A 26,342-nucleotide genomic window follows, 5' to 3' on the forward strand; every position below is an offset into this window, starting at 1 on the left:
CGCATTCAACGGGCGCTTTCAGCGCAGCCGCGCCAGAAACAGCCGGAGCGGTGACGCCCTCGCGCCCGTGCCTCCCAACTCTGAGCGGATCCAGATGATGAGACCTTTCGCGACCTTCCTGATCAGCGCGGTGTTTTCGCTGTCGGGCGCGATGCTGCCGGCCCAGACAGGGCCGAGCGTCCCCGAGCAGATTTCCCAGCTCCACAAGCGCGGCATTTCGGAGTTTTCCTCAGGTGACCACGACGCGTTGAGCCGCACCGCGCAACAGATGTGGAGCCTTGCTGAGCAGGCGCGGGAGCTTCCCCCGGGCTACCGTCTTGCGGTGATGAACATGGCGATCAGCTTCCTGAACATCGGCGACGCGCCCGACATCGCGCAGCGCTATGACCGCGCAATCGCGCTGGCGGTGCACGAGATCGGACCGCGAAACGAGAAGACCGTCGATCTCGTGGCAAAGGCGATCGCGCACCGACTGCAATCCGGCGAGACCGAAGCCGCGTGGAAAGTCGGCACCGACTGGCTGGAAATCGCCGCCGCGATTCCGGACCCGACCGGCACCCACCCCGTGGAAACGCTTGTGGCTCTCCTGAGCAAGGAAACGCGGAACCTGTTCGGCCTGTTCGAAAAAACGTCGGACCCGGTGTTCCGGGATCAATCGCGGCAGCTTTCCGAAATGGCCTGGGGCCTTGCCCGAACCGAAGAGAGCTCGCCGTTACAGGTCCGCCTGAATACATTGGAGCTTTACTCGGCTGCCAGATTCTTATCCGACATGACCGTTCTGGATCTGCTTGAGGAAGGCTACCGGATGGCGCTTGCCGAGCTGGGGCCGACACATGCCACCACCCGCACGCGGGGGATGCGGTTTCTGGAGGAGCTTTTTGCCTCGAACGAGTTCGAGGAAAGCCTGTTCCTCGCTCGCCGCCTGCTCGAAGCCGCAAGCCTGGACGCGCAGGCAGGCCGTCCGGTTTCCGCCCAATTGATGGTTTTCGCCGATATCATCTTCAAGAGCCTCGGTCTTGCCTCTGACGTTGAGGCACTGCGCGAGGTCGCTCAGGCCAACCGGGCGCTCGGGATCGCCGATCTCCGCGACCGCCTCGCCCAACCCGGCGAAAGCGAGAACGTCACGGACCTCAAGGCCCAGCTGGCCGTGCTGGTCGATCCGCCCGAAGCGATTGCGCTCTACCGGGAGATCATCGCCACAACCGAGAACCCGCATTTCGCGGCGAATATGCGCGGAAAGCTGGCCGCGCTGCTGGTCGAGGAAAGGCAATTCCCCCCGCACGCGCCGTGATCGACGCCGCGCGGGCCTATTACAGTCAAAGCGAGACGCGGCAGAAACAGTCGCTTTATATCGACCTTCTGGCGACGGAGGCCCGGCTGGAAATCCTGCTGGGAGAAAATGCGCGCCCCCTTGCAACGCTGGAAGAAATCTACCGGAAGGCATCGCTGGCCTATGATGCGGGCGGAAAGACCGTGGCCGATCCGGCATCGCGGCATCTGATGCAGCTCTACGCGGAGTTCTGTCTAGATGATGAATTGATGCAACTCCTCCGCGATCAACATCCGCGCCTGCCAGAAATTGCGACCACGCATCTGGAGACGCTCTTTCTTGTCGGCGAGTTTGACGATGTGTTCGAGATTGCGCAGAGAGGCCGCGCACAGGAGACGGTCAACGCTCCGGAGAACCTTCTGCGCGAGTATTTCCTGCGCTCTCAGGCCTTGAGCAGCGCAACGGAGCAATCCGTGGCGCGGGCCAGCGCGCGGCAGCGTGCCGCGCAAGCCCCCCGGCAGGCAGCGCTTTACGCGGAATGGGAAACGGCGCAGGCCGGGCTTGGCGTGGCGCTGCGGGGCCTGAGGGACCTGGAAGCGCAGAGGGAACGTCTTTCGCTGGACGAGGTGGAACAGCGGCGAAAGGCGCTGGCCGGGCAACGCATCCAATCGCAGGAAGCAACGCAAACGGCTTTTGAACGCTTGCGGCTGGCGGCTCCGGAAATTGCCGCCGCCCTGAAACCCGCACCTGTCCCCGTGCACGAGCTTCAACAGGATCTCCTGTGTCCGGATGAGGCCCTGATCCGCTTCGTCGTCACGCCTTTCGGCAACAACAATTCAGGCAATGACAGGATCTTCGTCTGGGCAATCACGCGGGAAGGCGCTGCCTGGGCGGAGGTGCCGCTCAACACGCGGCAGCTTCTGACCCATATGACCGCCCTGCGCCGAGCCCTTGTTGCCGGCAACCGCGGCGCGTTTTCGCTCAACGGGTCCGGGAACGACCAACCGGCCTTCGACCGCGCGCTGGCTCACTCTCTATACCCGGCCCTGTTCGGAGACCCTGTCGTTGCAGACCTGATCGATGGCAAACAGAACTGGTCGCTGGTACCGCATGGCGCGCTGTTCAACTTGCCCTTCAACGCGCTTGTCATGACGCCACCCGATGGGCTCGACAACGATTCCGAGGCGCTGAGGAATACGAAATGGCTGGGGCTGGAACGCGCGGTCTCCATCCTGCCATCGGTCGCCTATCTGCGCGGACGGCAAAACGCCCCGTCCCCGGCAACGGCGAAACGGGCGCCTTTCTTTGGCCTCGGCGATCCAGACTTCGATGGTAGCGGCGCGGACGGAACGGAAAGGCTGGCGCAGGCAATTCGTTCCTACGAACGCTCTGGCCAGATCGCCCCCGAGCAGATCCGCCTTCCGGGCACACGCGAAGAAGTCATGGCCTTCAAGGACCTCATGGGCGCCACTGAGAGCTCGGTGCTTCTCGGCGCCGAGGCAACCGAAGCAACCGAAGCAACCGAAGCAACCGAAGCAACCGAAGCAACCGAAGCAACCGAAGCCGGACTGCAGCAAGCCGCGCAAGAGGGCAAGCTGAACGCGGAGGTTCTTTTGCTGGCAACCCATGGCCTGCTGGCCGGAACTTTCGAAGGCGTTGCGGACCCGGCGCTCGTGATGACCCCGCCGGCGCAAGCTTCCTCATCTGCGAATGGAGAGTTCGAAGACGATGGGCTGCTGACCGCCACGGAGATCACGCAGATGACCATCGATGCGGATTGGGTGATCCTGTCGGCCTGCGACACGGCAGCCAGCATCCGGCAGGGTGGAGAGGGTTTTTCCGGCCTTGCGAGCGCCTTTCTGCAGACGGGCGCATCCGCTCTTCTGGTCTCGCACTGGCCCGTTCACGATCAGGTCGCCGTGGCCCTGACGACCGGTTCTCTCAAGGCACTGCAAGATGGCGCGGCGGCGACGCGGGCGGAAGCACTGCGGATATCGATGCGTGATGTGGCCACCAATACCAATGCGCATCCCGGCTACTGGGCGCCGTTCCAGCTGCTCGGGCTGGACTGATACGCGGCGGAGTCTCGTCGCGGCTCTGGACAATTGCCCACGGTGCCGCGATTTTCACTTGGGCGCGCAGCCTGCTTGCTCCGGCCTTTGATCAGAATGTCTCAAGCATCATTGGGGAAGATGTCGCCATGACCAGTATCAAGTTCAAACGTGTGGACGGGAATACCGACCTGCCCCTGCCCGGCTATGCAACCCCCGGTGCCGCCGGGATGGATTTGCGGGCATTTCTCCCTGAGGGAGCCGTTACCCTGTCACGCGGGCAATTCCAGATGATCTCCACGGGGTTTCACGTCGAACTGCCCGCCGGCACCGAGATGCAGATCCGGCCGCGTTCCGGGCTTGCGCTGAAACACGGCATCATCCTGCCAAACAGCCCAGGCACCATCGACGAAGATTACCGTGGCGTTGTCATGTGCGGTCTCTTCAATCTCGGGCAGGCGGACTTCACCATCGACCATGGCGATCGCATTGCGCAAGCGGTGATCGCACATGTTCATCGCTATAGCACCGTCGAGGTTGCCGAATTGAGTGACACGGAACGCGGAACCGGCGGGTTTGGATCGACCGGAGTAAAATAGGCATGGGCCGGCCTGAAAGAGTTCTCTTTCCTGCCCCGGTGCTGTTCTAGCTGACTGGAAAGCGCCGCAGCACGTCGTTTTTCGATTGCGAAAAGTGAAATTCCGTCCGAACTCTTGAAATCTTGCTACCAATCGGGGATGCGCTCGCGAGAGCGCGGGGGACAAAGCCCCCTTAAGCGCCCAAACCCGGCTCTTTACGGCCGACACCCATTGCACATTCAGGAAATCTCGGCCGCAATACGTTCCGCGAGCCTGCGGGCGACTTCTTCTTTGCCAAGTCTGGGCCACGGCTCGGCCCCCTGATCGGAGATCAGGATCACCTCGTTCTCGCTGCCGCCCATGATACCGGTTGCTTCCGAGACATCATTCGCCACGATCCAGTCACAGCCCTTGCGGGCCCGTTTGCTGGTGGCGTTCGCCACGACGTCATTGGTTTCGGCCGCAAAGCCCACCACGAGCGGGGGGCGCTCTTGTGTGAGTTGCGATACGCTGGCCAAAATGTCCGGATTCTCAGCGAATTCGAGCGCCGGAGCTTTCCCCGAGCCGTCCTTCTTCATCTTGTGCCCAGCCGCGTTGCTGACCCTCCAATCGGCCACCGCCGCGGCGAAAACCGCCGCATCCGCCGGTAACGCTTCCATCACCGCATCCCGCATCTGGCGCGCCGTCTCGATCGCCACCACATCCACGCCGAAAGGCGGCGGAACGCTGGCCGGTCCGGTCACAAAGGTCACCCGGGCGCCCAGCGCAACCAAGGCGGCGGCAATGGCGGTTCCCTGCGCGCCGCTGGAGCGGTTGGCGATATAGCGGACCGGGTCGATCGGCTCATGGGTGGGGCCGGAGGTCACAACCACATGCTTCCCCTTGAGGGGTCCATCAGACAGGGCTTGTTCAACGGCAGCAACGATCTCCGGCACTTCGGCCATCCGGCCGAACCCATACTCGCCACAGGCCATCGGTCCTTCATTCGGCCCGACGGTCAGGATTCCATCGCCCCTTAGGGTCGCGAGATTTCGTCGCGTTGCAGGATGTTCCCACATGCGCACATTCATCGCCGGCGCAATCAGGACCCGTTTGTCTGTGGCCATGAGCAGCGTCGAAGCAAGGTCGTTGGCATGTCCGTTGGCCATCTTGGCCATAAGGTCCGCCGTTGCCGGTGCCACGACGACCAGGTCGGCCGCACGGCTCAGTTCGATATGGCCCATTTCGGCTTCGTCAGTCAGGTCGAACAGGTCACGATAGACCTTCCGGCCCGCCAGCGCCGAGGTGGAGAGAGGAGTGACGAACTGTTCGGCCGCACGCGTGAGAACCGGGGTCACAGAATGGCCTCGGTCCTGCAGGCGCCGGATCAGATCCAGAGACTTGAAAGCAGCTATTCCGCCGCCGATGACCAGTAGAATGCGCTTGCCGGTTTCCATGCCCGCCTTCCCGAAGCTGTATCTCTCTCCGGTCTAGGCAGTCGCCGATACCAAGGCAAGCCACCCTTGCTCACCCGGGGCGCAGCCCCACGCGCCGAAGGCGCGCCCGGCCCCAAAGGCCGGAGACGCCGCAGGCGTCGAGGACCTAGGGGAAGCCTTGCTTTGCGGCGATGCCCTGCGCCTGAGCTTTCTAACCGAGCAGCCTCCTGGCAATAACCTGCGCCTGGATCTCGGCGGCCCCTTCGAAAATGTTCAGGATCCGCGCATCGCAGAGCACGCGGCTGATCGCGTATTCCTGCGCGAAGCCGTTGCCGCCATGGATCTGCAAGCCGTTATCGGCTGCCGCCCACGCCACGCGAGCCCCCAGCAGCTTGGCCATACCGGCCTCCAGGTCGCAGCGCTGGTCGTGATCCTTCTCCCAAGCCGAGAAATAGGTGAGCTGGCGCGCCACCATGATCTCGACCGCCATCATGGCGAGCTTGCCGGAGACGCGTGGGAACTCGATCAGCGCCTTGCCGAACTGCTTGCGGTCGAGCGCGTATTGCATGGCGATATCGAGCGCCGATTGCGCCACGCCAATGGCCCGCGCCGCGGTCTGGATGCGCGCGGCTTCGAATGTCTTCATAAGCTGCTTGAAGCCTTGCCCCTCGACGCCGCCAAGCAGGTTCTCGCCCTTGACGTGGAAATTGTCGAAGCCAAGTTCGTATTCCTTCATGCCGCGATAGCCGAGCACCTCGATCTCGCCGCCGGTCATGCCTTCGGTCGGGAACGGGTCTTCTACCGAGCCCGGAATCTTCTCGGCCAGGAACATCGACAGCCCCTTGTGATCCGTCGTTTCCGGATCGGTCCGCGCCAGCAGCGTCATCACATGGGTGCGCGCGGCATGGGTGATCCATGTCTTGTTGCCCGTCACCTTGTAGTCGCCATTCTCGTCCTTCACCGCGCGGGTGCGCAGCGCGCCGAGGTCGGAGCCGGTATTCGGCTCCGTGAAGACGGCCGTGGGCAGGATCTCGGCACTGGAGAGTTTCGGCAGCCAGTATTCCTTCTGCGCATCCGTGCCGCCGGCAAGGATCAACTCCGCCGCGATCTCGGAGCGCGTTCCCAGCGAGCCGACGCCGATATAGCCGCGCGAGAGCTCCTCGGAGACAACAACCATCGAGGCCTTGGAGAGGCCGAACCCGCCATATTCCTCCGGGATCGTCAGCCCGAACACGCCCATCTCGGCCAACTCCTCGATGATCTCCATCGGGATCAATTCGTCCTTCAGGTGCCATTGATGCGCATTAGGCTCCACGCGCTCCACCGAGTAGCGGCGGAATTGCTCGCGGATCATCTCCAGCTCGTCCTCGAGCCCGGTCGCGCCGACGGTGATATTGGCCGATTGCTCCTGCATCAGCTCGACAAGCCGCGTACGTGCCCGCTGCGAATTGCCGTTCTGGCAGAGAAGGACGATCTCGGTCGTGTGCAGGCGTTGCAGGTCCTCCAGCTCGTCCAGCCCCATATCGCGGACCCGGACGATCTCGCCCTGGGACATCGGAATGCCGCCCTGGATCTGCAACAGGTATTCGCCAAAGGCGATCTGAAGAAGGAGCTGCTCGATCTCGCCGAACTTGCCCTCGCCCTGCAACCGTTCGGCCCAGGCCTGCATTTGCGTCAGCGACTGCGCATAGGTCGCCAGCCAGGCCAACGCGTGCGCCGCTGTCTGGTGCTGTTCCAGAAGCGCGCCCGAAACACGCTCGCCGCTGACCACACGGGATTTCACCGCCGCCGTGGCGGCTTCAACGAGCTCGTCGACCGGCGCGATGGCCGCTTTCGTCAACTCCAGCAGATTGTCGAGAATGGGGCGCTCGACCGTGTTCGGGGGCAGGTCCTGTCCATCATGCGGCATGGCTCGAATCCTTCGGTTTCCGGTTTCGGACGGTCATAATCCTTTCGCAGGTGCAGCGCAACATAATTTCAATTTGACTTGGCGTTTATGCGCAATATGTCTCGAACGATTTGCAGGTGCGGCGACCGTTGCGATGGGGTAAGCGCGGAGCATGGATCTGTCTTTGTTCATGGGCGGGCTACCGCCGCAGTTTTTCGTCATGGCTTGCGGCGTGGCCCTCGTGGCCGCCTTCGTGAAGGGGGCAACCGGTTTTGCCATGCCGATGATCATGGTGTCCGGCATGGCCGCGTTCCTGTCGCCGGAAATGGCGCTGGCCGGGCTGATCCTGCCCACGGTCATCACCAACGGCTTCCAGGCTTTCCGGGACGGTGTGGGCGCGGCAATGTCCACGATCAAGCGGTATCGCCTCTATCTCGGCGTGGGCGCGATTTTCCTGATCGGCTCGGCGCAATTGGTGCGCACCATCGACGAACGGGTTCTCTTTGGAATGATAGGCTTTCCCATCATCGGTTTCGGATTGCTGCAACTGGCCGGGATCCGTCCGAGAATCCCGAAAAGTCGCCGCATTCCGGCAGAGATCGGCTTGGGAACCTTGTCCGGCATTATCGGCGGGGTTTCCGGTGTCTGGGGCCCGCCGCTCGTTCTGTATCTGACGGCCACTTCCACGCCGAAAGGGGACCAGTTGCGCACATTGGGAGTGGCCTTCGGCCTCGGTGCGATTCTGCTCTTTGTCACCCACCTGCAAACCGGCGTTCTCAACGCGCGCACCCTGCCTTTCTCGGCTGCAATGGTACTTCCCGCCTTGCTGGGAATGCGGTTTGGGCAGAGAGTTCAGGACCGCCTGGACCAGGAAGGCTTCCGAAAGGTGACTTTGCTGGTTCTGATCCTGGCAGGACTGAACCTGATCCGTCGGGCGGTCTTCTGAGGCATACTCTGCGCGGGACAGAGCACCTGAATTAGCACGCGGGGGAGATTCGAGGGCGCGCGCTCCGCGCGCGTGAACGATCCTGCGGATCGTGCCTCCGGCGGAGGTATTTGCCGGAAAGATGAAAGACGCGTCCCCTCATCCTCGTTCGACAAGCCTCTCATGGTTCAAAGCGGCATCCATGCCGCCGCGCAACACTGCTTTTCCTAGACACTCCCTCCCGCGCCGATATCGCTTCGGGCGACGGCTACCGACTTCACGATCGCATGGCATTCCCGCCCGGGCTGCAGGCCAAGCGCCTGCGCGGAGCGTTTCGTGACTCGCGACAGCAGCCTGTCGGTTCCGGACTCGAGCTGCACCATCATTCCCGCCCCATCGCCCGGCCTGAGAGCAAGAACGCGGGCCGGGAGAATGTTGAGGGCGGAGATCTGCCTGGGAGGCTCCAGAGCGAGGATCACCTCATGCGCCGGAATCCGCACGCGCAGCTGCGTCCCCGGCGGCGCGGTCACGCCCAGCAACAACAGCGTTCCGGCAGAGGTGGCCACGGCAGTCAGGCCATCCTCGTGATGTTGCTCAACACGCACTTCCAGCAAGGCACCGGCTTCCTGCGGCCCGAGCGCCGGAACCGTCGCGGGATCGGAGAGAACCTGTGGGGCAAGGCCGGAGCGCAGGACCTTCCCTTCGCGGAGGACAACGACATGCGTGGCAAGTCGCGCGACTTCGGCCATGGAGTGGCTGACATAGAGGATCGGAACCCGAGCCTCGTCGCGCAGCCGTTCGAGATAGGGCAGGATTTCCTCCTTGCGGGCGGCGTCCAGCGCGGCAAGTGGCTCGTCCAGCAACAGCAGGCGCGGCGTCGACAGCAGGGCCCGCCCGATCGCGACCCGCTGCTGCTCGCCGCCGGACAACCCGACAGGATGACGGTCAAGCAACGGCGCGATCCCCAGCATGTCCAGCACACGCTGCTCCCGAGCCGGATCGCGCGCAAGGCGGTTCATCCGGCGTCCATAGTCGAGGTTGCGGCCGACCGACATATGCGGGAACAGCCGCCCGTCCTGAAACACGTACCCGACACGGCGGCGGTGCGGCGGCAGCCAAAGGCCGGCTGCACTGTCCTGCAACACCCAGTCGCCCACCGCGATCCTGCCGCTATCGGGATGCAGCAAGCCGGCAACCGCCTGAACCACGGTGGTTTTCCCCGCACCGGAATGGCCGAACAGCGCCGTTACACCGTCCGGACTCTCGAAACCGGTCTCCAGTGTGAAGCCGTCTCGCCTGTGTGTCAGATCGACGGAGAGGGTCATGTCGCCCCCCTCTGGCGCGCCATGCGGCGGGCGAGCCACTCGCTGGCCACGAGCGCGGACATGGCGATGACCACCGAGATCACGACGAGGCGAATGGCCGAGCCTTCGGCCCCCGGCACTTGCAGAAAGGCATAGACCGCCGAAGGCAGGGTCTGTGTCTGGCCCGGAATGTTGGAAACGAAGGTGATTGTCGCGCCGAACTCGCCCATTGCCTTGGCAAAGGCGAGGATGGTGCCGGCAAGGATGCCGGGAAGGACCAGCGGCAGCGTGACCGTTCCAAAGACCCGCAGCCGGGATGCGCCCAGTGTGGCGGCGGCCTGTTCGAGGCCGGGGTCTACGGCTTCGATGGACAGACGAATGGAGCGTACCATGAGCGGGAAGGCCATGATCGCCGCAGCCAGCGCGGCGCCGGTCCAGTGAAAGGCAAAGCCGATACCGAATGTGTCGTAGAGAAACGCGCCCACCACGCCGCGGCGCCCGAATGTGAGCAAGAGCAGGTACCCGGTAACGACAGGTGGCAGGATCAGGGGCAAATGCACCAGTCCGTTCAGCAATTGCCGGCCCGGGAAACGGCCGCGCGCCAGTAGGTAGGCGGTCGCAATTCCGAGCGGCAGGCTCAGCAGCACGGCCCAGAACGAGACTTTCAGCGACAGGCCGACCGCCGCCCAGGCTTCCGCTGACAGGCCGAGGGTCATTGCGCCCCCTGTGCAGGTGTCTCGAAACCGTTCGCGCGGAAGATCTCACCTGCTTCCGCGCCCGCAAGGAACCGGGCCAGATCCTCCGCGGCCGGGGCGCTGAAAGCGTCCATCACGGCGAGCGGGTAGCGGATGGGGGGATGCGTGCCCGCGGGAATGGTGGCGACGACGCCGACACGCGGTTCGGCCCTGGCATCGGTCGCATAGACGATGCCGAGCGGGGCTTCGCCCGCAGCGACCAGCGCCAATGCGGCGCGGACATTGTCGGCCTGCGCTACGCGCGGCGCGACACTGTCCCAGAGGCCGAGCGACTCCAGCGCGGCCTTGCCATAGATGCCGGCGGGCACGGCATCGACAAGCGCCATGGCCAGCCGCCCGTCGCCAAGCCGGGTGGCGAGCGCATCGGGGGAATGCAGGTCGAGCGGATCCGCGACCGGATCGCTGGCAATGACGACAAGGGAATTGGCCAGCAGGTCGGTCCGGGTTCCCTCGCGCAGCAGTCCATCGGCCTCCAGAACGTCCATCCAGTTTTCATTGGCGGACAGGAACAGGTCCGCCGGGGCACCGGCCTGGATCTGGCGGGCAAGGGTCGAGCTTCCGGCCAGCGAGATGACCGCCCGGTTTCCGCTCCGCTCGGACCAGGCGTCACAGGCCTCCTCCAACGCCTCTTTCACGCTGGACGCAGCAAAGACCAGCACGTCGCCTGCCTGTGCCGGGTGAGCCGGCAGAACGCTCCAGACAGCCATGGCGAGGGCGGCAAAGTGCTGTTTCATCGGTCAAAACCCGTTCCGGTTGCCCCGATACTGTTCCCTGCCACCGGCGGGGACAAGGCCAAAGGCGCGCGCCAGCCCAAATAGAAACGGCCCGGACAAAGCCGGGCCGCCACGAGGTGCTACGCGTCAGGGCTTGTCAGCCTATAGCGACAGCTTTGATGTCTTCGCCCACATAAGGCAAGTATTGTTCGAAATTCTCGCTGAACATGCCGACAAGCTTCTTGGCCTGCGCGTCATAGGCCTCCTTGTCCTTCCAGGTGTTTCTCGGGTGCAACAGCTCGGTCTCGATGCCCGGAACCTCGACCGGAACGTCGAAACCGAAGAACGGGTCCTTTTGGAAGGCGACCGTCTTGAGCGTGCCGTCGAGCGCAGCCGACAACAGGGCGCGGGTGGCCTTGATCGGCATGCGGGAGCCCGTCCCGTAGGCACCGCCGGACCAGCCGGTATTGACCAGCCAGCAATGGGAGTCGTTCTCGGCGATCTTCTTTTTCAGCAGGTCGCCATAGACCTCCGGACGTCGCGGCATGAACGGCGCGCCGAAGCAGGTCGAGAAGGTCGGCGTCGGCTCGGTAACGCCCCGCTCGGTGCCAGCCACCTTGGAGGTGAAGCCCGACAGGAAATGGTACATCGCCTGCTCCGGCGACAGGCGCGCGATCGGCGGCAGGACACCGAAGGCATCGCAGGTCAGCATGATCACGTTCTTCGGGTTGCCGCCCAGCGAAGTGCTGGACGCGTTCGGAATCGAGGTCAGCGGATAGGCGCAACGCATGTTGGCCGTCAGGCTGTCATCGTCATAGTCGAGCTTCAGCGTCTCCTGATCATAGACCATGTTCTCGACGACGGTCGCAAACATCGAGGTCGTGGCGTAGATTTCCGGCTCGGCTTCCTGCGACAGGTGGATCGTCTTGGCGTAACAGCCGCCCTCGAAATTGTAGATGCCGCGATCGGACCAGCCGTGCTCGTCGTCCCCGATCAGGATCCGCGCGGGATCGGCGGAGAGCGTCGTCTTGCCGGTGCCGGAAAGGCCAAAGAAGACCGCGCTGTCATCCGGGTTGCCCTTGGCGTGGTTGGCCGAGCAGTGCATCGCCATCACGTCCTGGGCGGGGTAGATATAGTTCATCACCGTGAAGGCGGCTTTCTTGTTCTCGCCGGCATATTCGGTGCCGCCGATGAGGATCATCTTGTCCTCGAAATTGAGCGCGACGATGGTCGTGCTGCGGCAGTTGTGACGCTCCGGGTCGGCCTGGAAGGACGGGCAGTTCACGATGGTCCAGTCGGGCGTGAAACTGTCCAGTTCGACGCGGGCCGGACGGCGCAGCATGTGGCGCATGAACAGGCCGTGCCAGGCGAACTCGTTGACCATCCGGAAGGAGACACGCAGATCCTTGTCGGCGCCGCCATAAAGGTCGGACACGTAGTAGTTGCGGCCTTTCATGTGCTCGAACATGTCGGCCTTCAGATTGTCCCAGCCGTCCTGGGACATGGGCTTGTTGTTCTCCCACCAGACGCTGTCTTCGGAAGCCGCGTTCCGCACGACATGCTTGTCCTTGGGCGAACGGCCGGTGAACTCACCAGTGCTCACAAGGAAAGTGCCGCCAAGGCCGAGCTGGCCCTCTTCATTCCGCAGCGCCTCCGTCATCAGGTTCGGCACGATGTAATTGTAGTAAACTTTCCCAAGGCCCGAAATGCCCTGTTCTTCCAGGCGCATCGCCGGGTTCACACGTCCAATGGTCATTGTCTCTCCCTTTGACCGCAATTGCGGTCACTCCCCTCAAAAAACGATTGGCAGGCGGTGCGCCTGCCAGCCGAACTCTCTGTTGCGCAAGCCGCCGGGCGGATCGCTCATACTCCCTGCGCCCCGAATGGCGAGGTTTGGACCCATTTTCAACAAAAAAAAGGGCGGCCGAAGCCGCCCTCTCCAACGAACGCCGAAGCGCTATCAGTCGTGATGCTCGTGGGCCAGTTCCCAATGATCCGGGGAACGCCACACGCGCGAGCGAAGGAGTTCACGCTCGAAGATGAACTCTTTCGGCAGACGGTCGAAGAACTTGTCGAACTGTTCCTCGTGGGCGCGCGCTTCCGCCGTACCCGCGTCACGCTCGACACTCATCAGCTCGTAGAAGGTCTCGGACGGGAAATCGAGGCCATCCCAATGGATGTCTTCGTGGCGCGGCATCCAGCCGATCGGGCTTTCCACTGCGTTCCCGCGGCCATGGACGCGATCCACGATCCACTTCAGCACGCGCATGTTCTCACCGAAGCCCGGCCAGATAAACTTGCCGTTCTCGTCCTTGCGGAACCAGTTGACACGGAACATCCGCGGCGGGTTGGACACGCGACGGCCAACGTTCAGCCAGTGGCTGAAGTAGTCGGCCATGTTGTAACCGCAGAAGGGCAGCATCGCCATCGGGTCGCGACGCATGGCGGTCACGCCAATCGCGGCAGCAGTGGCTTCCGAACCCATCGTGGCAGCAAGGTAGACGCCGTGCGACCAGTTGAAGGCCTGGTAGACCAGCGGCATGTCCTTGGACATACGGCCACCGAAGACGAAGCCGTCGATCGCGACACCTGCCGGATCTTCCCAGGCGGGGTCGATGGAGGGGCAGTTTGCAGCCGGCGCCGTGAAGCGGGCGTTCGGGTGCGCGGCCGGGGTCTCGCTTGCGGGAGTCCAGTCGTTGCCTTTCCAGTCGATCAGGTGAGCCGGAGCTTCCTTGGTCATGCCTTCCCACCAGATGTCGCCCTCGTCGGTGAGCGCGCAGTTGGTGTAGATGACGTCCTTGACGATCGTGTCCATTGCGATCGGGTTGGTGGCGCGGTTGGTGCCCGGAGCAACGCCGAAGAAGCCGGCTTCGGGGTTGATCGCGCGCAGCTCGCCATCCGGACCTTTCTTGATCCATGCGATGTCGTCACCGACGGTCGAGACCTTCCAGCCTTCGAAGCCTTTCGGCGGCAGCAGCATGGCCAGGTTGGTCTTGCCACAGGCCGACGGGAAGGCGGCGCCGAGATAGGTCTTTTCACCTTCCGGCGATTCCAGACCCATGATCAGCATGTGCTCGGCGAGCCAGCCTTCGTCGCGGGCCATCACGGAAGCGATACGCAGGGCCAGGCACTTCTTGCCGAGCAGGGCGTTGCCGCCGTAGCCGGAGCCGTAGGACCAGATCTCGTAGGTTTCCGGGAAGTGAACGATGTACTTGTTCTCGATGTCGCTCTCGCAAGGCCACGGAACGTCAGCTTGGCCTTCAGCAAGCGGAGCACCAACCGAGTGCATGCAGGGGATGAAGAAGCCGTCATCGCCGAGCGAGTCCAGCACTTCCTGACCCATACGGGTCATGATGCGCATGTTGGTGACAACATAGGCGCTGTCGGAGATCTCGACGCCGATCTTGGAGATCGGGGAGCCGATCGGACCCATGGAGAAGGGAATGACGTACATCGTACGGCCCTTCATGCAGCCGTCGAACTTCTCGTTCAAAGTGGCGCGCATCTCGGCCGGGGCAGCCCAGTTGTTCGTGGGGCCAGCGTCGCCTTTGTTGTTCGAGCAGATGAAGGTACGGTCTTCAACGCGGCCAACGTCGGACGGGTGCGAGCGGGCGAGGTAGCTGTTCGGGCGCAGCTCGGGGTTGAGGCGGACGAAGGTACCGGCATCCACCATTTCCTGGCAGAGCGCGTCGTATTCTTCCTGGGATCCGTTACACCATACGACCTTCTCGGGCTTGGCGAGGGCCGCCATCTTTTCGACCCACTCGATAAGCCGGGCATTGGTGGTTGGAGCTTCCATGCGTTCCTCCTGGGATTGCAGTGATGTTGCGCAGGGGGGGCCTGCCAGCCAAGGACATCTCGTCCCGGCGCGCTCCGTATAACATCTCCGAAAACGTTTGGTACCGCCAACGATGCCGATTGTTAGCGCTACAATGTCGCTGTTTCCCGCCATGAATAGCCGAGTTGCCGGCACCACATGACCGGCGACAGTTTTCGCATACCGTCATGTGTTCCACTGCATACCGAACCTCTTGAACACGCGAAGGATGCGACAAGCTGTGATGCAAATTAGCCATTCCTTTCCGAAATGACGCTTTGTTGGAGCCGCGAGCCCCATGTGATTCGCATTGGCAGTTGATTCCCAGCCCCGGAAACGTGACAATATGCCAATAAATCAAGAATGAGCAGTACGAGGGTCAAACCAATGTCGCGCATCGCGCTCGTGGACGACGACAGAAATATCCTCACATCGGTATCCATGACGCTGGAGGCCGAAGGGTTCGAGGTAGAAACGTATAATGACGGCCAATCGGCGCTTGACGCCTTCAACCGGCGCCTGCCGGACATGGCGGTTCTCGATATAAAGATGCCGCGCATGGACGGGATGGACCTGCTGCAGAGGCTTCGCCAGAAATCCTCCATGCCGGTCATCTTCCTGACCTCCAAGGATGACGAGATCGACGAGGTTCTCGGGCTGCGCATGGGCGCGGATGATTACGTCAAGAAGCCCTTCTCCCAGCGTCTGCTGGTGGAGCGGATCCGGGCACTTCTGCGCCGCCAGGAAGCGATTTCGGCCGATGAGGCCGGCGAGCCGGAGACCAGCCAGGTTCTGACCCGTGGCGAGTTGAACATGGACCCCCTGCGCCATTCGGTGAGCTGGAAGGGCCGGGACGTGGCGCTGACGGTTACCGAGTTCCTGCTGCTTCAGGCGCTCGCGCAACGCCCCGGTTTCGTCAAGAGCCGCGACCAGCTCATGGATGTCGCCTATGACGATCAGGTTTATGTAGACGACCGGACGATCGACAGCCACATCAAGCGCCTGCGTAAGAAGATGCGTAGTGTCGATCCGGAGTTCTCGGCAATCGAGACGCTTTACGGTATCGGCTACCGCTACAACGAAGAGTAATCGGTTCGCCGGTAAGGAAAGGCGCTTAGAAGGTGCGGGACACCAGGCACGAACAGGAGTCCAACGTTGTCTTGGGCGAAGATTGGGTCGTCCCGGAGCGATCCGATGCAGATATGCAGCGCCGGCGCGCCCGTCGCAGCTATTTCACGCTGAATCGTTCGCCGCTGGCGCGCAAGATCATCACGTTCAACCTGATCGGTCTTCTGATCCTCGTTGGAGGTGTGTTCTATCTCAACCCGTTCCGCGACAGCATCGCCGCGCAACGGGTTGCCGGGCTCAAGACCGAAGCCGCGCTGATCGCCAATGTCTTCGAGGCACAGCTTCCGAGGAACGTCCCGGTCAGCCTGTCCGGGGGCGATGGGGTCGATGCCCAGGAAACGCTCTCCGCACTGACGCTGACCCGCGGCGTGGAAGTCTTTGTCTATGACGCCGAAGGGGCTCTCGTGGCTCGGCAGGCCGCACAGGATTTCGCCCAGGCCCTGCCCGAAAACTCGACCATCATCACCGATTTCCTGAACTCCATCTGGGTTGGCACATCGCACCTGCTGACGCCCGGCCCGGTCGAAACGGAAGGAACCAATGGCGAAACGCTGGCCCATTCGCTTGCGCCACGGGCAGCGCAGGGTGAACAGGTCGCAGGCACGGCCACCGATAGCGAAGGAGAGACGCTCTTCACCGTTGCCTCTCCGATCCGCCATGGCGACCAGATTGCGGGCGTGGTCGCGATCTCGTCCCATCCCGGCGAGGTTGACGGGCTTGTGCGTGCAGAGCGCGAACAGGTCCTTCAGATGTTCGTCATCGCCATCCTTGTCTCCATCGGCCTCAGCCTCGTGCTGGCCTCGACGATTGCCAACCCGCTGTCGGATCTCGCCGCCGCGGCAGAAATCGGACGCGACAGAAATGCGCGCAAGATGACACCGGGCCGGGTTCGGATTCCGGACCTGACGGGCCGCCCCGACGAAATCGGGCGCCTCTCGGGCGCCCTGCGTGGCATGGTGGCGGCGCTCTATGACCGGATTGACGCGAACGAACAATTCGCCGCCGATGTCGCCCACGAGATCAAGAACCCGCTCGCCTCGCTGCGCTCCGCCGTCGGCACCATGCGCGTGGCCAAGCGCGAGGACCAGCGGGAGAAGCTGCTCGATGTCATCGACCACGACGTGCGCCGCCTGGACAGGCTGGTGAGCGACATCTCGAACGCCTCGCGCCTGGATTCCGAACTTGTCCGCGAGGACGAAGAGCGGTTCGACCTGGTCAAGATGCTGACCAACCTGACCGATTATCTCGGCCAGGAAGCTTCGGAGAAGGGTGTCGAGTTCATTACGGACCTGCCCCGGCAGCCGATCGAGATCTACGGGCTCGAAGCGCGGCTGGCACAGGTCTTCGTCAACCTGATCACCAATGCGGTCAGCTTCTGCGACACGGGCGACGCCGTGCGTGTCTGGGTGCGCAAACGTCAAAACCGCGTGCTGATCGTCTGCGAGGATACCGGCCCGGGCATCCCCGAACAGGCCCTGACCAAGATCTTCAACCGGTTTTACTCCGAACGCCCGCCGGGACAGTTCGGGAACCATTCCGGTCTGGGCCTTGCGATTTCCAAGCAGATCATCGAAGCGCATGGTGGCGTGATCTGGGCTGAAAACATCCGACCGACCGATGTGGACATCGCATCGGAACCGCTCGGCGCCCGTTTCGTCGTCGGACTACCTGTCTGATCCGATGCAGAACCCGACGGAACCGGCCGAACAGGATCCCCCCCTGACAAGCACCCGTTTTCACGCGTCGACGGTTGCCCTGCATGGGCGCGCCCTGCTGATCACCGGCCCCGCGGGCAGCGGCAAATCCACGCTCGCGCTGGAGATGATTTCGCTCGGCGCCGAACTGGTCGCCGATGACCAGACTCAGATACGCCTCGATCAAGGGCGACTTCTGGCGACACCGCATCCCAATATCGCCGGCATGATCGAGGCCAGGCATGTCGGCCTGCTGCGCCTGCCCTATTGCCCGGAAGCGGAGGTGGCGCTCGTGCTCGACCTCGGCCAGGCAGAATTGCATCGCCTGCCCCCCAGGAGGCATCTTTCGATACTTGGCCAAAAGGTCATCTTGCTGCATCGTCCGCCCGGCGGGCATGCAGCAACTGCCCTTTACCATTGCCTCCTGCAAAGGCGAGACACACCATGAGCCCATCCGATCCCGCGCAGACCTCCGCGCCGGTATCCCGATTTGTCCTGGTCACCGGCCCGTCGGGCGCCGGGCGCAGCACCGCCATACGCGCGCTTGAGGACCTCGGCTACGAGGTGATCGACAACCTGCCCCTTTCGCTGGTTCCGCGCCTACTCGAGGGCGGCCCGCATGGCCCCGCGCTCGCGCTCGGAATCGACACGCGAAACCGCGACTTCTCGACAGGCGCCTTCCTGGACCTGCTGGCCCGGCTGGGTGAACGGGATGTCGAGCTGCTCTATCTCGACTGCCAGCCTGACATCCTGCTCAGACGTTATTCCGAGACGCGGCGGCGGCACCCGCTGGCGCCGGCCGAAAGCCCAGCCGAGGGGATCGCGCGTGATTTCGACCTGATGAGCCCGATCCGGGTGCGGGCCGATATCGTCATCGACACCTCGGAGCTGACCATTCACGAGTTACGTGCCGAAATCGACCGCTGGTTCGGAAGTGCGCCGGATAACCGGCTCGCCCTGTCGGTCCATTCCTTTTCCTACAAGCGCGGCCTGCCACGCGGGCTGGACATGGTGTTCGACTGCCGGTTCCTGCGAAACCCCTATTGGGAACCGAAACTGCGCGGCCTCGACGGCCTGTCGCGCGAGGTCTCGGATTATGTCGCCGCCGATCCGCGCTTCGACCCCTTCTTTGACAAGGTCCGCGAGCTCGCCTTGCTGCTGCTTCCGGCCTATGTGGAAGAGGGAAAGTCGTATCTCGCGATCGGTTTCGGATGCACGGGCGGCCAACACCGCTCGGTTACGGTCGCCGAACGGCTCGGAAATACGCTTGCGAACGCTGGGTGGCAGGTGTCAATTAGACATAGAGAGTTGGAGCGCAGGGCGACCCCTGCCGGCTCCGGCAGACAGACGGGGAAGAACGAGTGATCGGCATCGTGATCGTTGCTCACGGAGGCCTGGCCAACGAGTATCTTGCGGCGGTAGAACATGTCGTCGGCAAGCAGGTCGGCATGCGGGCAATTGCCATTGCCCCGGAACATGACCGTGTCCTCAAGCAGGAAGAGATCCTCGATGCGGCCAATTCGGTCGACACGGGCGACGGCGTCGTCGTCGTGACGGATATGTTCGGCGGCTCCCCCTCCAATCTCTCGCTGCGCGCCTGCAACAAATCCAATCGCAAGATCCTCTACGGGGCAAACCTGCCGATGCTGATCAAGCTGGCAAAGTCGCGCCAGATGTCGATCAACGACGCCGTCAACTCGGCGCTGATGGCAGGCCGGAAATATATCAACAGTTTCGATGGTAATGGCGGGAAGACCAACTGAATGGCGGATAGCAAGGTTCAGATCCTCGAAATCATCAACGAAAAAGGCCTGCATGCGCGCGCCTCGGCCAAGTTCGTCGAAACGGTCGAGGATTTCGACGCTTCGGCGGAAGTCCGCAAGGATGGGCTGGACGCTGCGGGAGACAGTATTATGGGCCTTTTGATGTTGGCAGCCTCCCGCGGAACCTCTATTGAGGTCGAAACCAGCGGCCCGCAAGCACATGAGTTGATGCAGGCCTTGGTCAATCTCGTCGCGGACCGGTTCGGCGAAGGGATGTGAGGCAGACGAGCAGGGAGACCTGACAAGTTGGTTGAATCGACCCAGCATAGGCCGGTGCTCATGCATACGCGCCCGTCTGCGTCGTTGCGCGGTCAGGGCAGCGGTGAGAACCTTTCCGACCAACCCTATGACAAGCGGCGACTTTCCTACGCGAATACCTTCGAAAACCCATTTCAGGTGGGCTTCATCCATTTTATGGAAGCCCTCACCGGAAAGATGCGGCTGCTGCGGCTGATCCGGAAATTCGAAGCCATGGGCGTGCCGGACGGGCAGGCCTTCTGGGCGCAGGCTCTCGATGTCATGGGCATCGCGCTGCGAACACCGCAGAGCCAGATCGACGATATCCCCGAATCGGGCCCGTTGGTGATCGTTGCCAACCACCCGCATGGATTGATCGACGGCATGGTTCTGGCCGAACTGATCGGACGCCGCAGGACGGACTACAAGATTCTAACGCGCTCGCTTCTGACCGGCGTCGGCGAGATCGACCGGTTCATGATCCCGGTTCCCTTCCCGCACGAGGCGGATGCCTTGAAGCAGAACCTGGAGATGAGGAAGACAGCGATGGACCATCTCAAGGATGGCGGCTGTATCGTGCTCTTTCCCTCGGGCGTCGTTGCCTCCTCGGAGACGATGTTCGGTCCGGCCATAGAGCACGAATGGAACCCGTTCACGGCCAAGATGATCCAGCGCAGCCAGGCCCGCGTGCTGCCGATCTACTTCCCCGGCAACAATTCGCGCTGGTACCAGATGGCGAACCGGGTCTCGGCCACCTTGCGGCAGGGCCTGTTGCTCTACGAGGTTGTTCACGCGCTCAACAAACCGCAGGCGCCGGTGGTGGGCCAGCCGGTCGAGCGTGAAGAGATCGCCGAATGGGCCTCAAACCCGCGCGGGTTCGTCGCCATGCTACGCGAACGCACCCTTTCGCTCAAGAAGATCTGAAGCGCCCAGACGGAAACGCCCGCTGATGCGGGCGTTCTGTTTGGTTTGAACCCTGCGCGCGATCAGCGCGTCGGGACAGGCTCCTCGCCCCGGTAATCATAGAAGCCACGGCCGGTCTTGCGGCCAAGCCAGCCGGCCTCGACATATTTCGTCAGCAGCGGACAGGGGCGGTACTTAGTATCGGCCAGCCCGTCATAGAGCACGTTCATGATTGCAAGGCAGGTATCGAGTCCGATGAAATCGGCCAACTCAAGCGGCCCCATCGGGTGCGCAGCACCGAGTTTCAGCGCCGTGTCGATGGAGCGCACATTGCCGACCCCTTCGTAGAGCGTATAGACCGCCTCGTTGATCATCGGCAGCAGGATACGGTTGACGATAAAGGCGGGGAAATCCTCGGCCGAAGCCGCTGTCTTGCCGAGCTTTTCGACCACGCCAAGCATCGTCTGGTAGGTCGGGTCATCCGTGGCGATACCGCGGATCAGCTCGACCAGCTTCATCACCGGCACCGGGTTCATGAAATGAAGCCCCATGAAACGTTCCGGACGGTCCGTGTGGCTGGCAAGTCGCGTGATCGAGATCGAGGAGGTGTTCGAGGTCAGGATCGTGTGGGGCTTGAGATGCGGCACAAGGTCTTCGAAGATGGCCAGCTTGATCGTCTCGCGCTCGGAGGCCGCCTCGATGATCAGGTCGGACTGACCCAGATCGGTCAGCGTCAGCGTGGTATGGATGCGGGCGAGCGCCTCGTTGCGCGCCTCGTCGGTGATCTTTTCCCGCGAAACCTGTCGATCCAAATTCTTGCGGATCACCGCCATGCCACGATCCAGCGCTTCCTGACTGATATCGTGCAGCTTCACGTCATAGCCGGAGAGCGCGAAGACATGGGCAATCCCGTTGCCCATCTGCCCAGAGCCGACGATGCCAACTGTCTTTATATCCATTGTGCCACCCTTTCGTGGATGCTGCGTTTGCGCAGAGACTATGCTGCGAGTGCGAAATGATCCAGCAACCTGCGACTCCTTTCATTGCTATAAATCGTCTCAACCTTTCAGTTTAGGAAATTCGCAATCCTCGTCCTGCATCCTGTTCCCCGGGTGAATGAAACTGAGGTGGTGGGATGGCTTTTGAACATCCGGGCGATGGCGCCCTAGACTATCTGCCGTGCAGATACGGCAACTCGAAGCTCCTGTTCCGGGGGCCGAAAAAGAAACTGGATCAACCCTATGTCGCCTTCTTCGGCTCGACAGAGACATATGGGCGCTTCATAGAGGAACCCTTTCCAGACCTGGTCGGCGAAGAGATCGGGCAAGAATGCGTGAACCTGGGCTGCGTGAACGGGGGAATCGATGTCTACAACAACGACGAGACGCTGCTCTCCATCGCGGCCGAGTCGCGCGTCACCGTTGTTCAGGTCATGGGCGCCCATAACCTGTCGAACCGGTTCTACTCGGTGCATCCGCGCCGAAACGACCGTTTCGTTGGTCCTTCGACATTGATGCAGACCGTGTTCCGAGAGGTGGACTTCACCGAGTTCGCCTTCACGCGGCACCTGATGAGCGCATTGCAGATTCGCTGCGAAAAGCGGTTCAACCTCGTGATCGAGGAGTTGCGCGCCGCCTGGGTTGCCCGGATGCGCAGCCTTCTGGGCAGGATCAAGGGGCCGAAAATACTGCTCTGGATTGCCGATCACCGCCCCGAGGAAGCACAGGGCGTTCTGGCAAGCTATGGCAATGATCCGCTCTATGTCGACAGGGGCATGATCGAAGCGCTCGACAACCACGTCGAAGACTGTGTGGAGATCGTCTACGATCCCGGCATTCGCGGCACGCGCACCGAGGGCATGGTTTTCTCGGAACTGGAGGCGCCGGTGGCCATGCAGATGCCGGGCATCGAGGTGCATGACGCCGCCACGCGAAAACTGACCGGACTTCTGGAACCGTATTTCGCCTAGAAGAAAAGGCCCGCCAATTGGCGGGCCTTTTCAAATCCGTGTCGCTCGGAGCGATCAGAGCTTTTCGGTCAGCTCCGGGACGGCCGCGAACAGATCCGCGACGAGGCCGTAATCGGCAACCTGGAAGATCGGCGCCTCTTCGTCCTTGTTGATGGCGACGATGACCTTGGAGTCCTTCATGCCGGCGAGGTGCTGAATGGCACCGGAAATGCCGACGGCAATGTAGAGCTCTGGGGCGACGACCTTGCCGGTCTGGCCGACCTGCCAGTCGTTCGGGGCGTAGCCCGAATCGACAGCGGCACGGGAGGCACCGACAGCGGCGCCGAGCTTGTCGGCCAGCGCTTCGATCATCTTGAAGTCCTCTTCGGAGCCGACACCGCGGCCACCGGAGACAACCACGCCGGCGGAGGTCAGTTCCGGACGGTCGGAAGCAGCAACCTTGTCCTCGACCCATTCGGACAGTCCCGGGTTGGCTGCAATCGCCGCCGCTTCAACAGCGGCAGAGCCGCCGGCCCCAGCAACTTCGAAATTCGCAGTCCGGATGGAAACGACCTTGGTCGCGTCCCTGGATTTCACGGTCTGGATCGCGTTGCCGGCATAGATCGGGCGCTCGAACGTGTCGGCATCGACCACGGCTGTGATGTCGGAAATCACCATGACGTCGAGCAGCGCGGCAACACGGGGCAGGATGTTCTTGGCCGAGGCCGTGGCGGGCGCGACAATGTGGGAATAGTCCCCGGCGAGCGACACAACCAGGGCGGCGATCGGCTCGGCGAGACCATTTCCATAGGCCGCGTCATCGGCACAGAGCACCTTGGCCACGTCATCGATCCTGGCTGCGGCTTCGGCGGCGCCGCCGCAACCGGCGGAAGCGCACAAGACGGTGACGTCACCCAGGGCCTTGGCAGCGGTCACGGCCTTGGCGGTCGCATCCAGCGCAAGCTCGGCGCCGTGCACTTCAGCGAGAAGAAGAACAGCCATCAGAGGACCCCCGCTTCGTCTTTGAGTTTCGCAATCAATTCGTCCACGGAGCCAACGATCACGCCGGCCTTTCGGGTTCCGGGCTCAGATGTCTTGACGACTTCGAGCCGCGGCGTGGTGTCGACGCCGTAATCGGCGGGCGTCTTGATATCGAGCGGCTTCTTCTTCGCCTTCATGATGTTGGGCAGCGACGCATAGCGCGGCTCGTTGAGGCGCAGGTCCACCGTCAGAACCGCCGGCATCTTGACCTTGATGGTCTGCAACCCGCCATCCACTTCGCGGGTGACATTCACGCTATCGCCTTCCACGCCCACTTCGGACGCGAAGGTGCCTTGCCCCCAGCCCAAAAGCGCGGCGAGCATCTGGCCGGTGGCGTTCAGGTCGTTGTCGATCGCCTGCTTGCCGCACAGAACAAGGCCGGGCTGCTCTTCATCGACGATGCCCTTGAGGATCTTGGCGACGGCGAGCGGCTCGATATCGGTATGCACATCATCGGTGGCCTCGACCAGGATCGCGCGGTCGGCGCCCATGGCGAGGGCCGTACGCAGGGTTTCCTGGGATTGCTTCACACCGATGGAAACCGCGACGATCTCCGTTGCCTTACCGGCTTCCTTGAGGCGGATGGCCTCTTCGACTGCAATTTCGTCAAAGGGGTTCATCGACATCTTCACGTTGGCCAGATCGACGCCCGTGCCGTCCGCCTTCACGCGGACCTTCACGTTATAGTCGATCACGCGCTTGACGGGTACGAGGACCTTCATTCACGTGTCTCCTTTTTGGTCGGCCGCAGCGGCCGACGGTTTCATTCCGGTTCTATCGCATCATTGCTTAGCGGAGGGTCTCATGCTGCAACAGCATAAAAACGACGCCAAAGCGGTTCCGGACGCCGCGTTCTATGGTCGCGGTACGTAATATTGTTTCGTTAGCCCTCCACGACTGAGATCGAAACGGACTTGCCGCACCGGGGCCGGACAATATCCTCGTGCTCACGAAATCTGCCCATTTCGGCTGACGCGCAGGGTTCCTGGTCACGGTTGGGCTGTGCTGCGGTATCATCGTGAACACCACCGCGGTGTCGCTGGGCCTGGCCGCGATCTTTCAGGATTCGGCCATCGCCTACCCGCTCTATTTCTCTCGCCTGAGGGCCTCTCGACGGGAGCGCGAGAGTTAACGGTTCGCGCCCGGCACCCAGAGCACGTCCGCCGTTCCGTTCTGGTTGGCCACCCGCGCGGCCACGAAGAACCAGTCCGACAGTCGGTTGAGATATTTGATGGCCGCCGGGTTGACCGCCTCGACGGTGGAAAGCTCCACCGCCAAACGCTCGGCGCGACGCGACACCGTCCGGCACAGATGCAGATGGGCCGCGAGGGGCGAACCGCCGGGCAGGATGAAGCTGCGCAGCGGCGTCAGGTCGCCATTCATCGCGTCGATCTCGGCCTCAAGCCGCTGGACCTGGGTCGGCACCATGCGCAGCGGCGGGTATTCCGCCGTTGCATCCTTTTCCATGTCGGGGCGGCAGAGATCGGCGCCGAGGTCGAACAGGTCGTTCTGGATCGCTGCGAGGCGCTCGTCTGTCTCGCCGTCTGCGTGGAGCCGCGCCAGGCCGAGGGTCGCGTTGCACTCATCGACCGTGCCATAGGCATTGACCCGCGCCGAATGCTTGGCCACGCGCTCGCCATTGCCGAGCGCCGTGTCACCGCCGTCGCCGGTGCGCGTGTAGATTTTGTTCAGAACAACCATTTTCAACCTCCCCGGCGAAGCCAGACAACGAGAAGAATTATCAGGATCGCCACGAACTGCGCGACGATGCGATAGCGCATGATCCGATTGGCATGTTTGCGGTTGAAATCGCCGCCGCGGGCGAAACCTCCGATGCCCGTCAACAGGATGAAGAGCACGACAAGCACCGCTGCCGCGGCGATTATAAATAGCGGATCGGATAGCATCGGACCTCTCCCCCCTTTGGACCTTCGGCACGACATAGCCCCTCGGGGCCGGATTGCGAAGCCCGATTCAGCCTTTCTGGATGATCGCGTCCAGCGCCCGCGTCGGCAGGATCCGCCGCAGCGCACCCATGATATAGGTGGGTGTGGTCACGTAATAGCGTGGCGCGGGGTTGCGGGCCTCCAACGCGCGCAGGAGTTTCGCGGTCACCGCCTCGGCCGGAAGTTCGAACCGGTCCGGGCCGCGGTCCTCGTATAAACGCTTGAGCAGGCTCTTCTCGTATTGATCGGCCCGCGGCGAGGCACGCCAGTCGATCCAGCGTTCGAAATGCGGAATAGAGTTAATCCGGATCCTGGAGGTCACCGGTCCGGGTTCGATCAGGATCACCTTGATGCCGCTATCGGCCATCTCCAGACGCAGCACGTCCGTCAGCCCCTCCAGCGCGAATTTCGACGAGACATAGGCACCGCGCCACTTCATCGGCACCAGTCCCAGCACGGAGGAGCATTGCACGATGCGCCCATGGCCCTGCGCGCGCATCACCGGGATCACCTGCCGCGTGAGTTCGTGCCAGCCAAAGAAATTGGCCTCGAAGAGCGACCGCAGCCCGTCCGTCGGCAAATCCTCAAGCGCACCTGGCAACGCGAAGGCGCCATTGTTATAGAGCGCGTCGAGCCGCCCGCCGGTGCGTTCCAGAACGTCCGCGACGCAGGCCGAGATTGAGTCGCCATCTGCGTAATCGAGCCGAAGGCTTTCCAGCCCTTCGCCCTTGAGGCGTTCGACGTCTTCCTCGCGGCGGCAGGTGGCGAAGACGCGCCAGCCGCGCGCCGTCAGCCCATGCGCCGCGTCATAGCCGATCCCGGAGGAACAGCCGGTCATGAGAATGGTTTTCTGCGATGGAGTGCCTGTCATGAGGGGGCCTTTGATCATTTGCCCCCTCCTGCCTT

At 62.7% G+C, this 26,342-nt stretch carries 25 protein-coding genes; 12 read left to right on the forward strand and 13 right to left on the reverse strand.

Annotated elements, in window-relative coordinates; translation table 11 throughout:
• Positions 1-97: 97 nt before the first annotated feature.
• The 3 genes from AX756_RS10105 (at position 98) to dut (ending at position 3,920) form a co-directional block, all read left to right on the forward strand.
• Positions 98-1,291: a hypothetical protein gene (locus tag AX756_RS10105; RefSeq protein ID WP_197431071.1), complete on the forward strand. Its 1,194-nt coding sequence runs from the start codon at positions 98-100 to the stop codon at positions 1,289-1,291.
• Positions 1,288-3,342 carry a CHAT domain-containing protein gene (locus AX756_RS10110; protein WP_068310675.1) on the forward strand — a complete coding sequence of 685 codons (2,055 nt, stop codon included), beginning with the start codon at positions 1,288-1,290 and terminating at the stop codon, positions 3,340-3,342. Before AX756_RS10105 ends, AX756_RS10110 begins: the two co-directional genes overlap by 4 nt.
• 128 nt (positions 3,343-3,470) lie before the next feature.
• Positions 3,471-3,920, forward strand: a complete 450-nt coding sequence (dut, locus tag AX756_RS10115) for a dUTP diphosphatase (RefSeq protein WP_068310676.1) — start codon at positions 3,471-3,473, stop codon at positions 3,918-3,920.
• 218 nt (positions 3,921-4,138) lie between these two features.
• Here dut and coaBC read toward each other — a convergent pair whose 3' ends face one another.
• Positions 4,139-5,335: a bifunctional phosphopantothenoylcysteine decarboxylase/phosphopantothenate--cysteine ligase CoaBC gene (gene coaBC, locus AX756_RS10120; protein WP_068310677.1), complete on the reverse strand. Its 1,197-nt coding sequence runs from the start codon at positions 5,333-5,335 to the stop codon at positions 4,139-4,141.
• Positions 5,336-5,525: 190 nt separating this feature from the next.
• Positions 5,526-7,223 (reverse strand): acyl-CoA dehydrogenase family protein, encoded by a 1,698-nt coding sequence (locus AX756_RS10125; RefSeq protein WP_068310678.1) that lies wholly within the window; start codon positions 7,221-7,223, stop codon positions 5,526-5,528.
• A 151-nt stretch (positions 7,224-7,374) separates the two neighbouring features.
• On the opposite strand from AX756_RS10125, the gene AX756_RS10130 reads away from it, so the two are divergent.
• Positions 7,375-8,148, forward strand: a complete 774-nt coding sequence (locus AX756_RS10130; protein ID WP_068310680.1) for a sulfite exporter TauE/SafE family protein — start codon at positions 7,375-7,377, stop codon at positions 8,146-8,148.
• 206 nt (positions 8,149-8,354) lie between these two features.
• Here AX756_RS10130 and modC read toward each other — a convergent pair whose 3' ends face one another.
• From modC to AX756_RS10155, 5 genes are all read right to left on the reverse strand, one after another.
• Entirely contained in the window at positions 8,355-9,452 is a 1,098-nt protein-coding gene (gene modC, locus AX756_RS10135; protein WP_068310682.1) for a molybdenum ABC transporter ATP-binding protein, read from the reverse strand.
• The gene (modB, locus tag AX756_RS10140) at positions 9,449-10,147 is read right to left on the reverse strand and encodes a molybdate ABC transporter permease subunit (protein WP_068310683.1); all 699 of its coding nucleotides are present in this window, start codon (positions 10,145-10,147) and stop codon (positions 9,449-9,451) included. The genes modC and modB overlap by 4 nt, the downstream gene beginning before the upstream one ends.
• Complete coding sequence (modA, locus tag AX756_RS10145) at positions 10,144-10,920, reverse strand: molybdate ABC transporter substrate-binding protein (RefSeq protein ID WP_068310691.1); 777 nt, start codon at positions 10,918-10,920, stop codon at positions 10,144-10,146. The genes modB and modA overlap by 4 nt, the downstream gene beginning before the upstream one ends.
• 136 nt (positions 10,921-11,056) lie before the next feature.
• Positions 11,057-12,655 carry a phosphoenolpyruvate carboxykinase gene (locus tag AX756_RS10150; RefSeq protein WP_068310693.1) on the reverse strand — a complete coding sequence of 533 codons (1,599 nt, stop codon included), beginning with the start codon at positions 12,653-12,655 and terminating at the stop codon, positions 11,057-11,059.
• Between the two features lie 204 nt (positions 12,656-12,859).
• Entirely contained in the window at positions 12,860-14,851 is a 1,992-nt protein-coding gene (locus tag AX756_RS10155; RefSeq protein ID WP_082739040.1) for a phosphoenolpyruvate carboxykinase (GTP), read from the reverse strand.
• Between the two features lie 252 nt (positions 14,852-15,103).
• Between AX756_RS10155 and AX756_RS10160 the strand changes: the two genes are divergently transcribed.
• The 7 genes from AX756_RS10160 (at position 15,104) to AX756_RS10190 (ending at position 20,522) form a co-directional block, all read left to right on the forward strand.
• A complete protein-coding gene (locus AX756_RS10160; protein WP_068310698.1) occupies positions 15,104-15,805 on the forward strand; it encodes a response regulator transcription factor in 702 nt (233 codons plus the stop codon).
• A 113-nt stretch (positions 15,806-15,918) separates the two neighbouring features.
• The gene (locus AX756_RS10165) at positions 15,919-17,520 is read left to right on the forward strand and encodes a sensor N-terminal transmembrane domain-containing protein (RefSeq protein WP_082739051.1); all 1,602 of its coding nucleotides are present in this window, start codon (positions 15,919-15,921) and stop codon (positions 17,518-17,520) included.
• Positions 17,521-17,524: 4 nt separating this feature from the next.
• Positions 17,525-17,986, forward strand: coding sequence for an HPr kinase/phosphorylase (locus AX756_RS10170; protein WP_068310703.1), 462 nt, complete (start codon positions 17,525-17,527; stop codon positions 17,984-17,986).
• On the forward strand, positions 17,983-18,903 hold the full coding sequence (gene rapZ / locus AX756_RS10175; RefSeq protein WP_068310705.1) for an RNase adapter RapZ: 921 nt from the start codon (positions 17,983-17,985) through the stop codon (positions 18,901-18,903). The genes AX756_RS10170 and rapZ overlap by 4 nt, the downstream gene beginning before the upstream one ends.
• Entirely contained in the window at positions 18,900-19,301 is a 402-nt protein-coding gene (locus AX756_RS10180) for a PTS sugar transporter subunit IIA (RefSeq protein ID WP_068310707.1), read from the forward strand. Before rapZ ends, AX756_RS10180 begins: the two co-directional genes overlap by 4 nt.
• Complete coding sequence (locus AX756_RS10185; RefSeq protein WP_068310709.1) at positions 19,302-19,580, forward strand: HPr family phosphocarrier protein; 279 nt, start codon at positions 19,302-19,304, stop codon at positions 19,578-19,580.
• A 60-nt stretch (positions 19,581-19,640) separates the two neighbouring features.
• The gene (locus AX756_RS10190; RefSeq protein WP_068310711.1) at positions 19,641-20,522 is read left to right on the forward strand and encodes a lysophospholipid acyltransferase family protein; all 882 of its coding nucleotides are present in this window, start codon (positions 19,641-19,643) and stop codon (positions 20,520-20,522) included.
• A 62-nt stretch (positions 20,523-20,584) separates the two neighbouring features.
• Here AX756_RS10190 and AX756_RS10195 read toward each other — a convergent pair whose 3' ends face one another.
• On the reverse strand, positions 20,585-21,460 hold the full coding sequence (locus AX756_RS10195) for a 3-hydroxybutyryl-CoA dehydrogenase (protein WP_068310713.1): 876 nt from the start codon (positions 21,458-21,460) through the stop codon (positions 20,585-20,587).
• 176 nt (positions 21,461-21,636) lie between these two features.
• Here AX756_RS10195 and AX756_RS10200 point away from each other — a divergent pair, with 176 nt between their 5' ends.
• Complete coding sequence (locus tag AX756_RS10200) at positions 21,637-22,470, forward strand: DUF6473 family protein (protein WP_068310715.1); 834 nt, start codon at positions 21,637-21,639, stop codon at positions 22,468-22,470.
• Between the two features lie 54 nt (positions 22,471-22,524).
• On the opposite strand, the gene AX756_RS10205 is transcribed toward AX756_RS10200, so the two are convergent.
• From AX756_RS10205 to AX756_RS10225, 5 genes are all read right to left on the reverse strand, one after another.
• Positions 22,525-23,451, reverse strand: a complete 927-nt coding sequence (locus tag AX756_RS10205; protein WP_068310717.1) for an FAD-binding protein — start codon at positions 23,449-23,451, stop codon at positions 22,525-22,527.
• Positions 23,451-24,212, reverse strand: coding sequence for an electron transfer flavoprotein subunit beta/FixA family protein (locus tag AX756_RS10210; protein WP_068310719.1), 762 nt, complete (start codon positions 24,210-24,212; stop codon positions 23,451-23,453). The genes AX756_RS10205 and AX756_RS10210 overlap by 1 nt, the downstream gene beginning before the upstream one ends.
• A gap of 406 nt (positions 24,213-24,618) precedes the next feature.
• On the reverse strand, positions 24,619-25,191 hold the full coding sequence (locus tag AX756_RS10215) for a cob(I)yrinic acid a,c-diamide adenosyltransferase (protein WP_068310721.1): 573 nt from the start codon (positions 25,189-25,191) through the stop codon (positions 24,619-24,621).
• A 2-nt stretch (positions 25,192-25,193) separates the two neighbouring features.
• Entirely contained in the window at positions 25,194-25,397 is a 204-nt protein-coding gene (locus AX756_RS10220; protein ID WP_068310723.1) for a twin transmembrane helix small protein, read from the reverse strand.
• A 67-nt stretch (positions 25,398-25,464) separates the two neighbouring features.
• Positions 25,465-26,325, reverse strand: a complete 861-nt coding sequence (locus AX756_RS10225; RefSeq protein WP_231701023.1) for an SDR family oxidoreductase — start codon at positions 26,323-26,325, stop codon at positions 25,465-25,467.
• Positions 26,326-26,342 lie beyond the last annotated feature (17 nt).

It is taken from the genome of Aliiruegeria sabulilitoris, from assembly GCF_001558155.1.
In the GTDB taxonomy this organism is placed as follows: Bacteria; Pseudomonadota; Alphaproteobacteria; order Rhodobacterales; family Rhodobacteraceae; genus Tropicimonas; species Tropicimonas sabulilitoris.

Excerpts from the sequence above, each read along its gene's own strand:
- AX756_RS10105 (WP_197431071.1), top strand. The coding sequence starts at position 98 with ATGAGACCTTTCGCGACCTTCCTGATCAGCGCGGTGTTTTCGCTGTCG.
- dut (WP_068310676.1), top strand. The coding sequence starts at position 3,471 with ATGACCAGTATCAAGTTCAAACGTGTGGACGGGAATACCGACCTGCCC.
- coaBC (WP_068310677.1), bottom strand. The coding sequence starts at position 5,335 with ATGGAAACCGGCAAGCGCATTCTACTGGTCATCGGCGGCGGAATAGCT.
- AX756_RS10125 (WP_068310678.1), bottom strand. The coding sequence starts at position 7,223 with ATGCCGCATGATGGACAGGACCTGCCCCCGAACACGGTCGAGCGCCCC.
- AX756_RS10130 (WP_068310680.1), top strand. The coding sequence starts at position 7,375 with ATGGATCTGTCTTTGTTCATGGGCGGGCTACCGCCGCAGTTTTTCGTC.
- modC (WP_068310682.1), bottom strand. The coding sequence starts at position 9,452 with ATGACCCTCTCCGTCGATCTGACACACAGGCGAGACGGCTTCACACTG.
- modB (WP_068310683.1), bottom strand. The coding sequence starts at position 10,147 with ATGACCCTCGGCCTGTCAGCGGAAGCCTGGGCGGCGGTCGGCCTGTCG.
- modA (WP_068310691.1), bottom strand. The coding sequence starts at position 10,920 with ATGAAACAGCACTTTGCCGCCCTCGCCATGGCTGTCTGGAGCGTTCTG.
- AX756_RS10150 (WP_068310693.1), bottom strand. The coding sequence starts at position 12,655 with ATGACCATTGGACGTGTGAACCCGGCGATGCGCCTGGAAGAACAGGGC.
- AX756_RS10155 (WP_082739040.1), bottom strand. The coding sequence starts at position 14,851 with ATGGCGGGAAACAGCGACATTGTAGCGCTAACAATCGGCATCGTTGGC.
- AX756_RS10160 (WP_068310698.1), top strand. The coding sequence starts at position 15,104 with ATGTCGCGCATCGCGCTCGTGGACGACGACAGAAATATCCTCACATCG.
- AX756_RS10165 (WP_082739051.1), top strand. The coding sequence starts at position 15,919 with ATGCAGCGCCGGCGCGCCCGTCGCAGCTATTTCACGCTGAATCGTTCG.
- AX756_RS10170 (WP_068310703.1), top strand. The coding sequence starts at position 17,525 with ATGCAGAACCCGACGGAACCGGCCGAACAGGATCCCCCCCTGACAAGC.
- rapZ (WP_068310705.1), top strand. The coding sequence starts at position 17,983 with ATGAGCCCATCCGATCCCGCGCAGACCTCCGCGCCGGTATCCCGATTT.
- AX756_RS10185 (WP_068310709.1), top strand. The coding sequence starts at position 19,302 with ATGGCGGATAGCAAGGTTCAGATCCTCGAAATCATCAACGAAAAAGGC.
- AX756_RS10190 (WP_068310711.1), top strand. The coding sequence starts at position 19,641 with ATGCATACGCGCCCGTCTGCGTCGTTGCGCGGTCAGGGCAGCGGTGAG.
- AX756_RS10195 (WP_068310713.1), bottom strand. The coding sequence starts at position 21,460 with ATGGATATAAAGACAGTTGGCATCGTCGGCTCTGGGCAGATGGGCAAC.
- AX756_RS10200 (WP_068310715.1), top strand. The coding sequence starts at position 21,637 with ATGGCTTTTGAACATCCGGGCGATGGCGCCCTAGACTATCTGCCGTGC.
- AX756_RS10205 (WP_068310717.1), bottom strand. The coding sequence starts at position 23,451 with ATGGCTGTTCTTCTTCTCGCTGAAGTGCACGGCGCCGAGCTTGCGCTG.
- AX756_RS10210 (WP_068310719.1), bottom strand. The coding sequence starts at position 24,212 with ATGAAGGTCCTCGTACCCGTCAAGCGCGTGATCGACTATAACGTGAAG.
- AX756_RS10215 (WP_068310721.1), bottom strand. The coding sequence starts at position 25,191 with ATGGTTGTTCTGAACAAAATCTACACGCGCACCGGCGACGGCGGTGAC.
- AX756_RS10220 (WP_068310723.1), bottom strand. The coding sequence starts at position 25,397 with ATGCTATCCGATCCGCTATTTATAATCGCCGCGGCAGCGGTGCTTGTC.
- AX756_RS10225 (WP_231701023.1), bottom strand. The coding sequence starts at position 26,325 with ATGATCAAAGGCCCCCTCATGACAGGCACTCCATCGCAGAAAACCATT.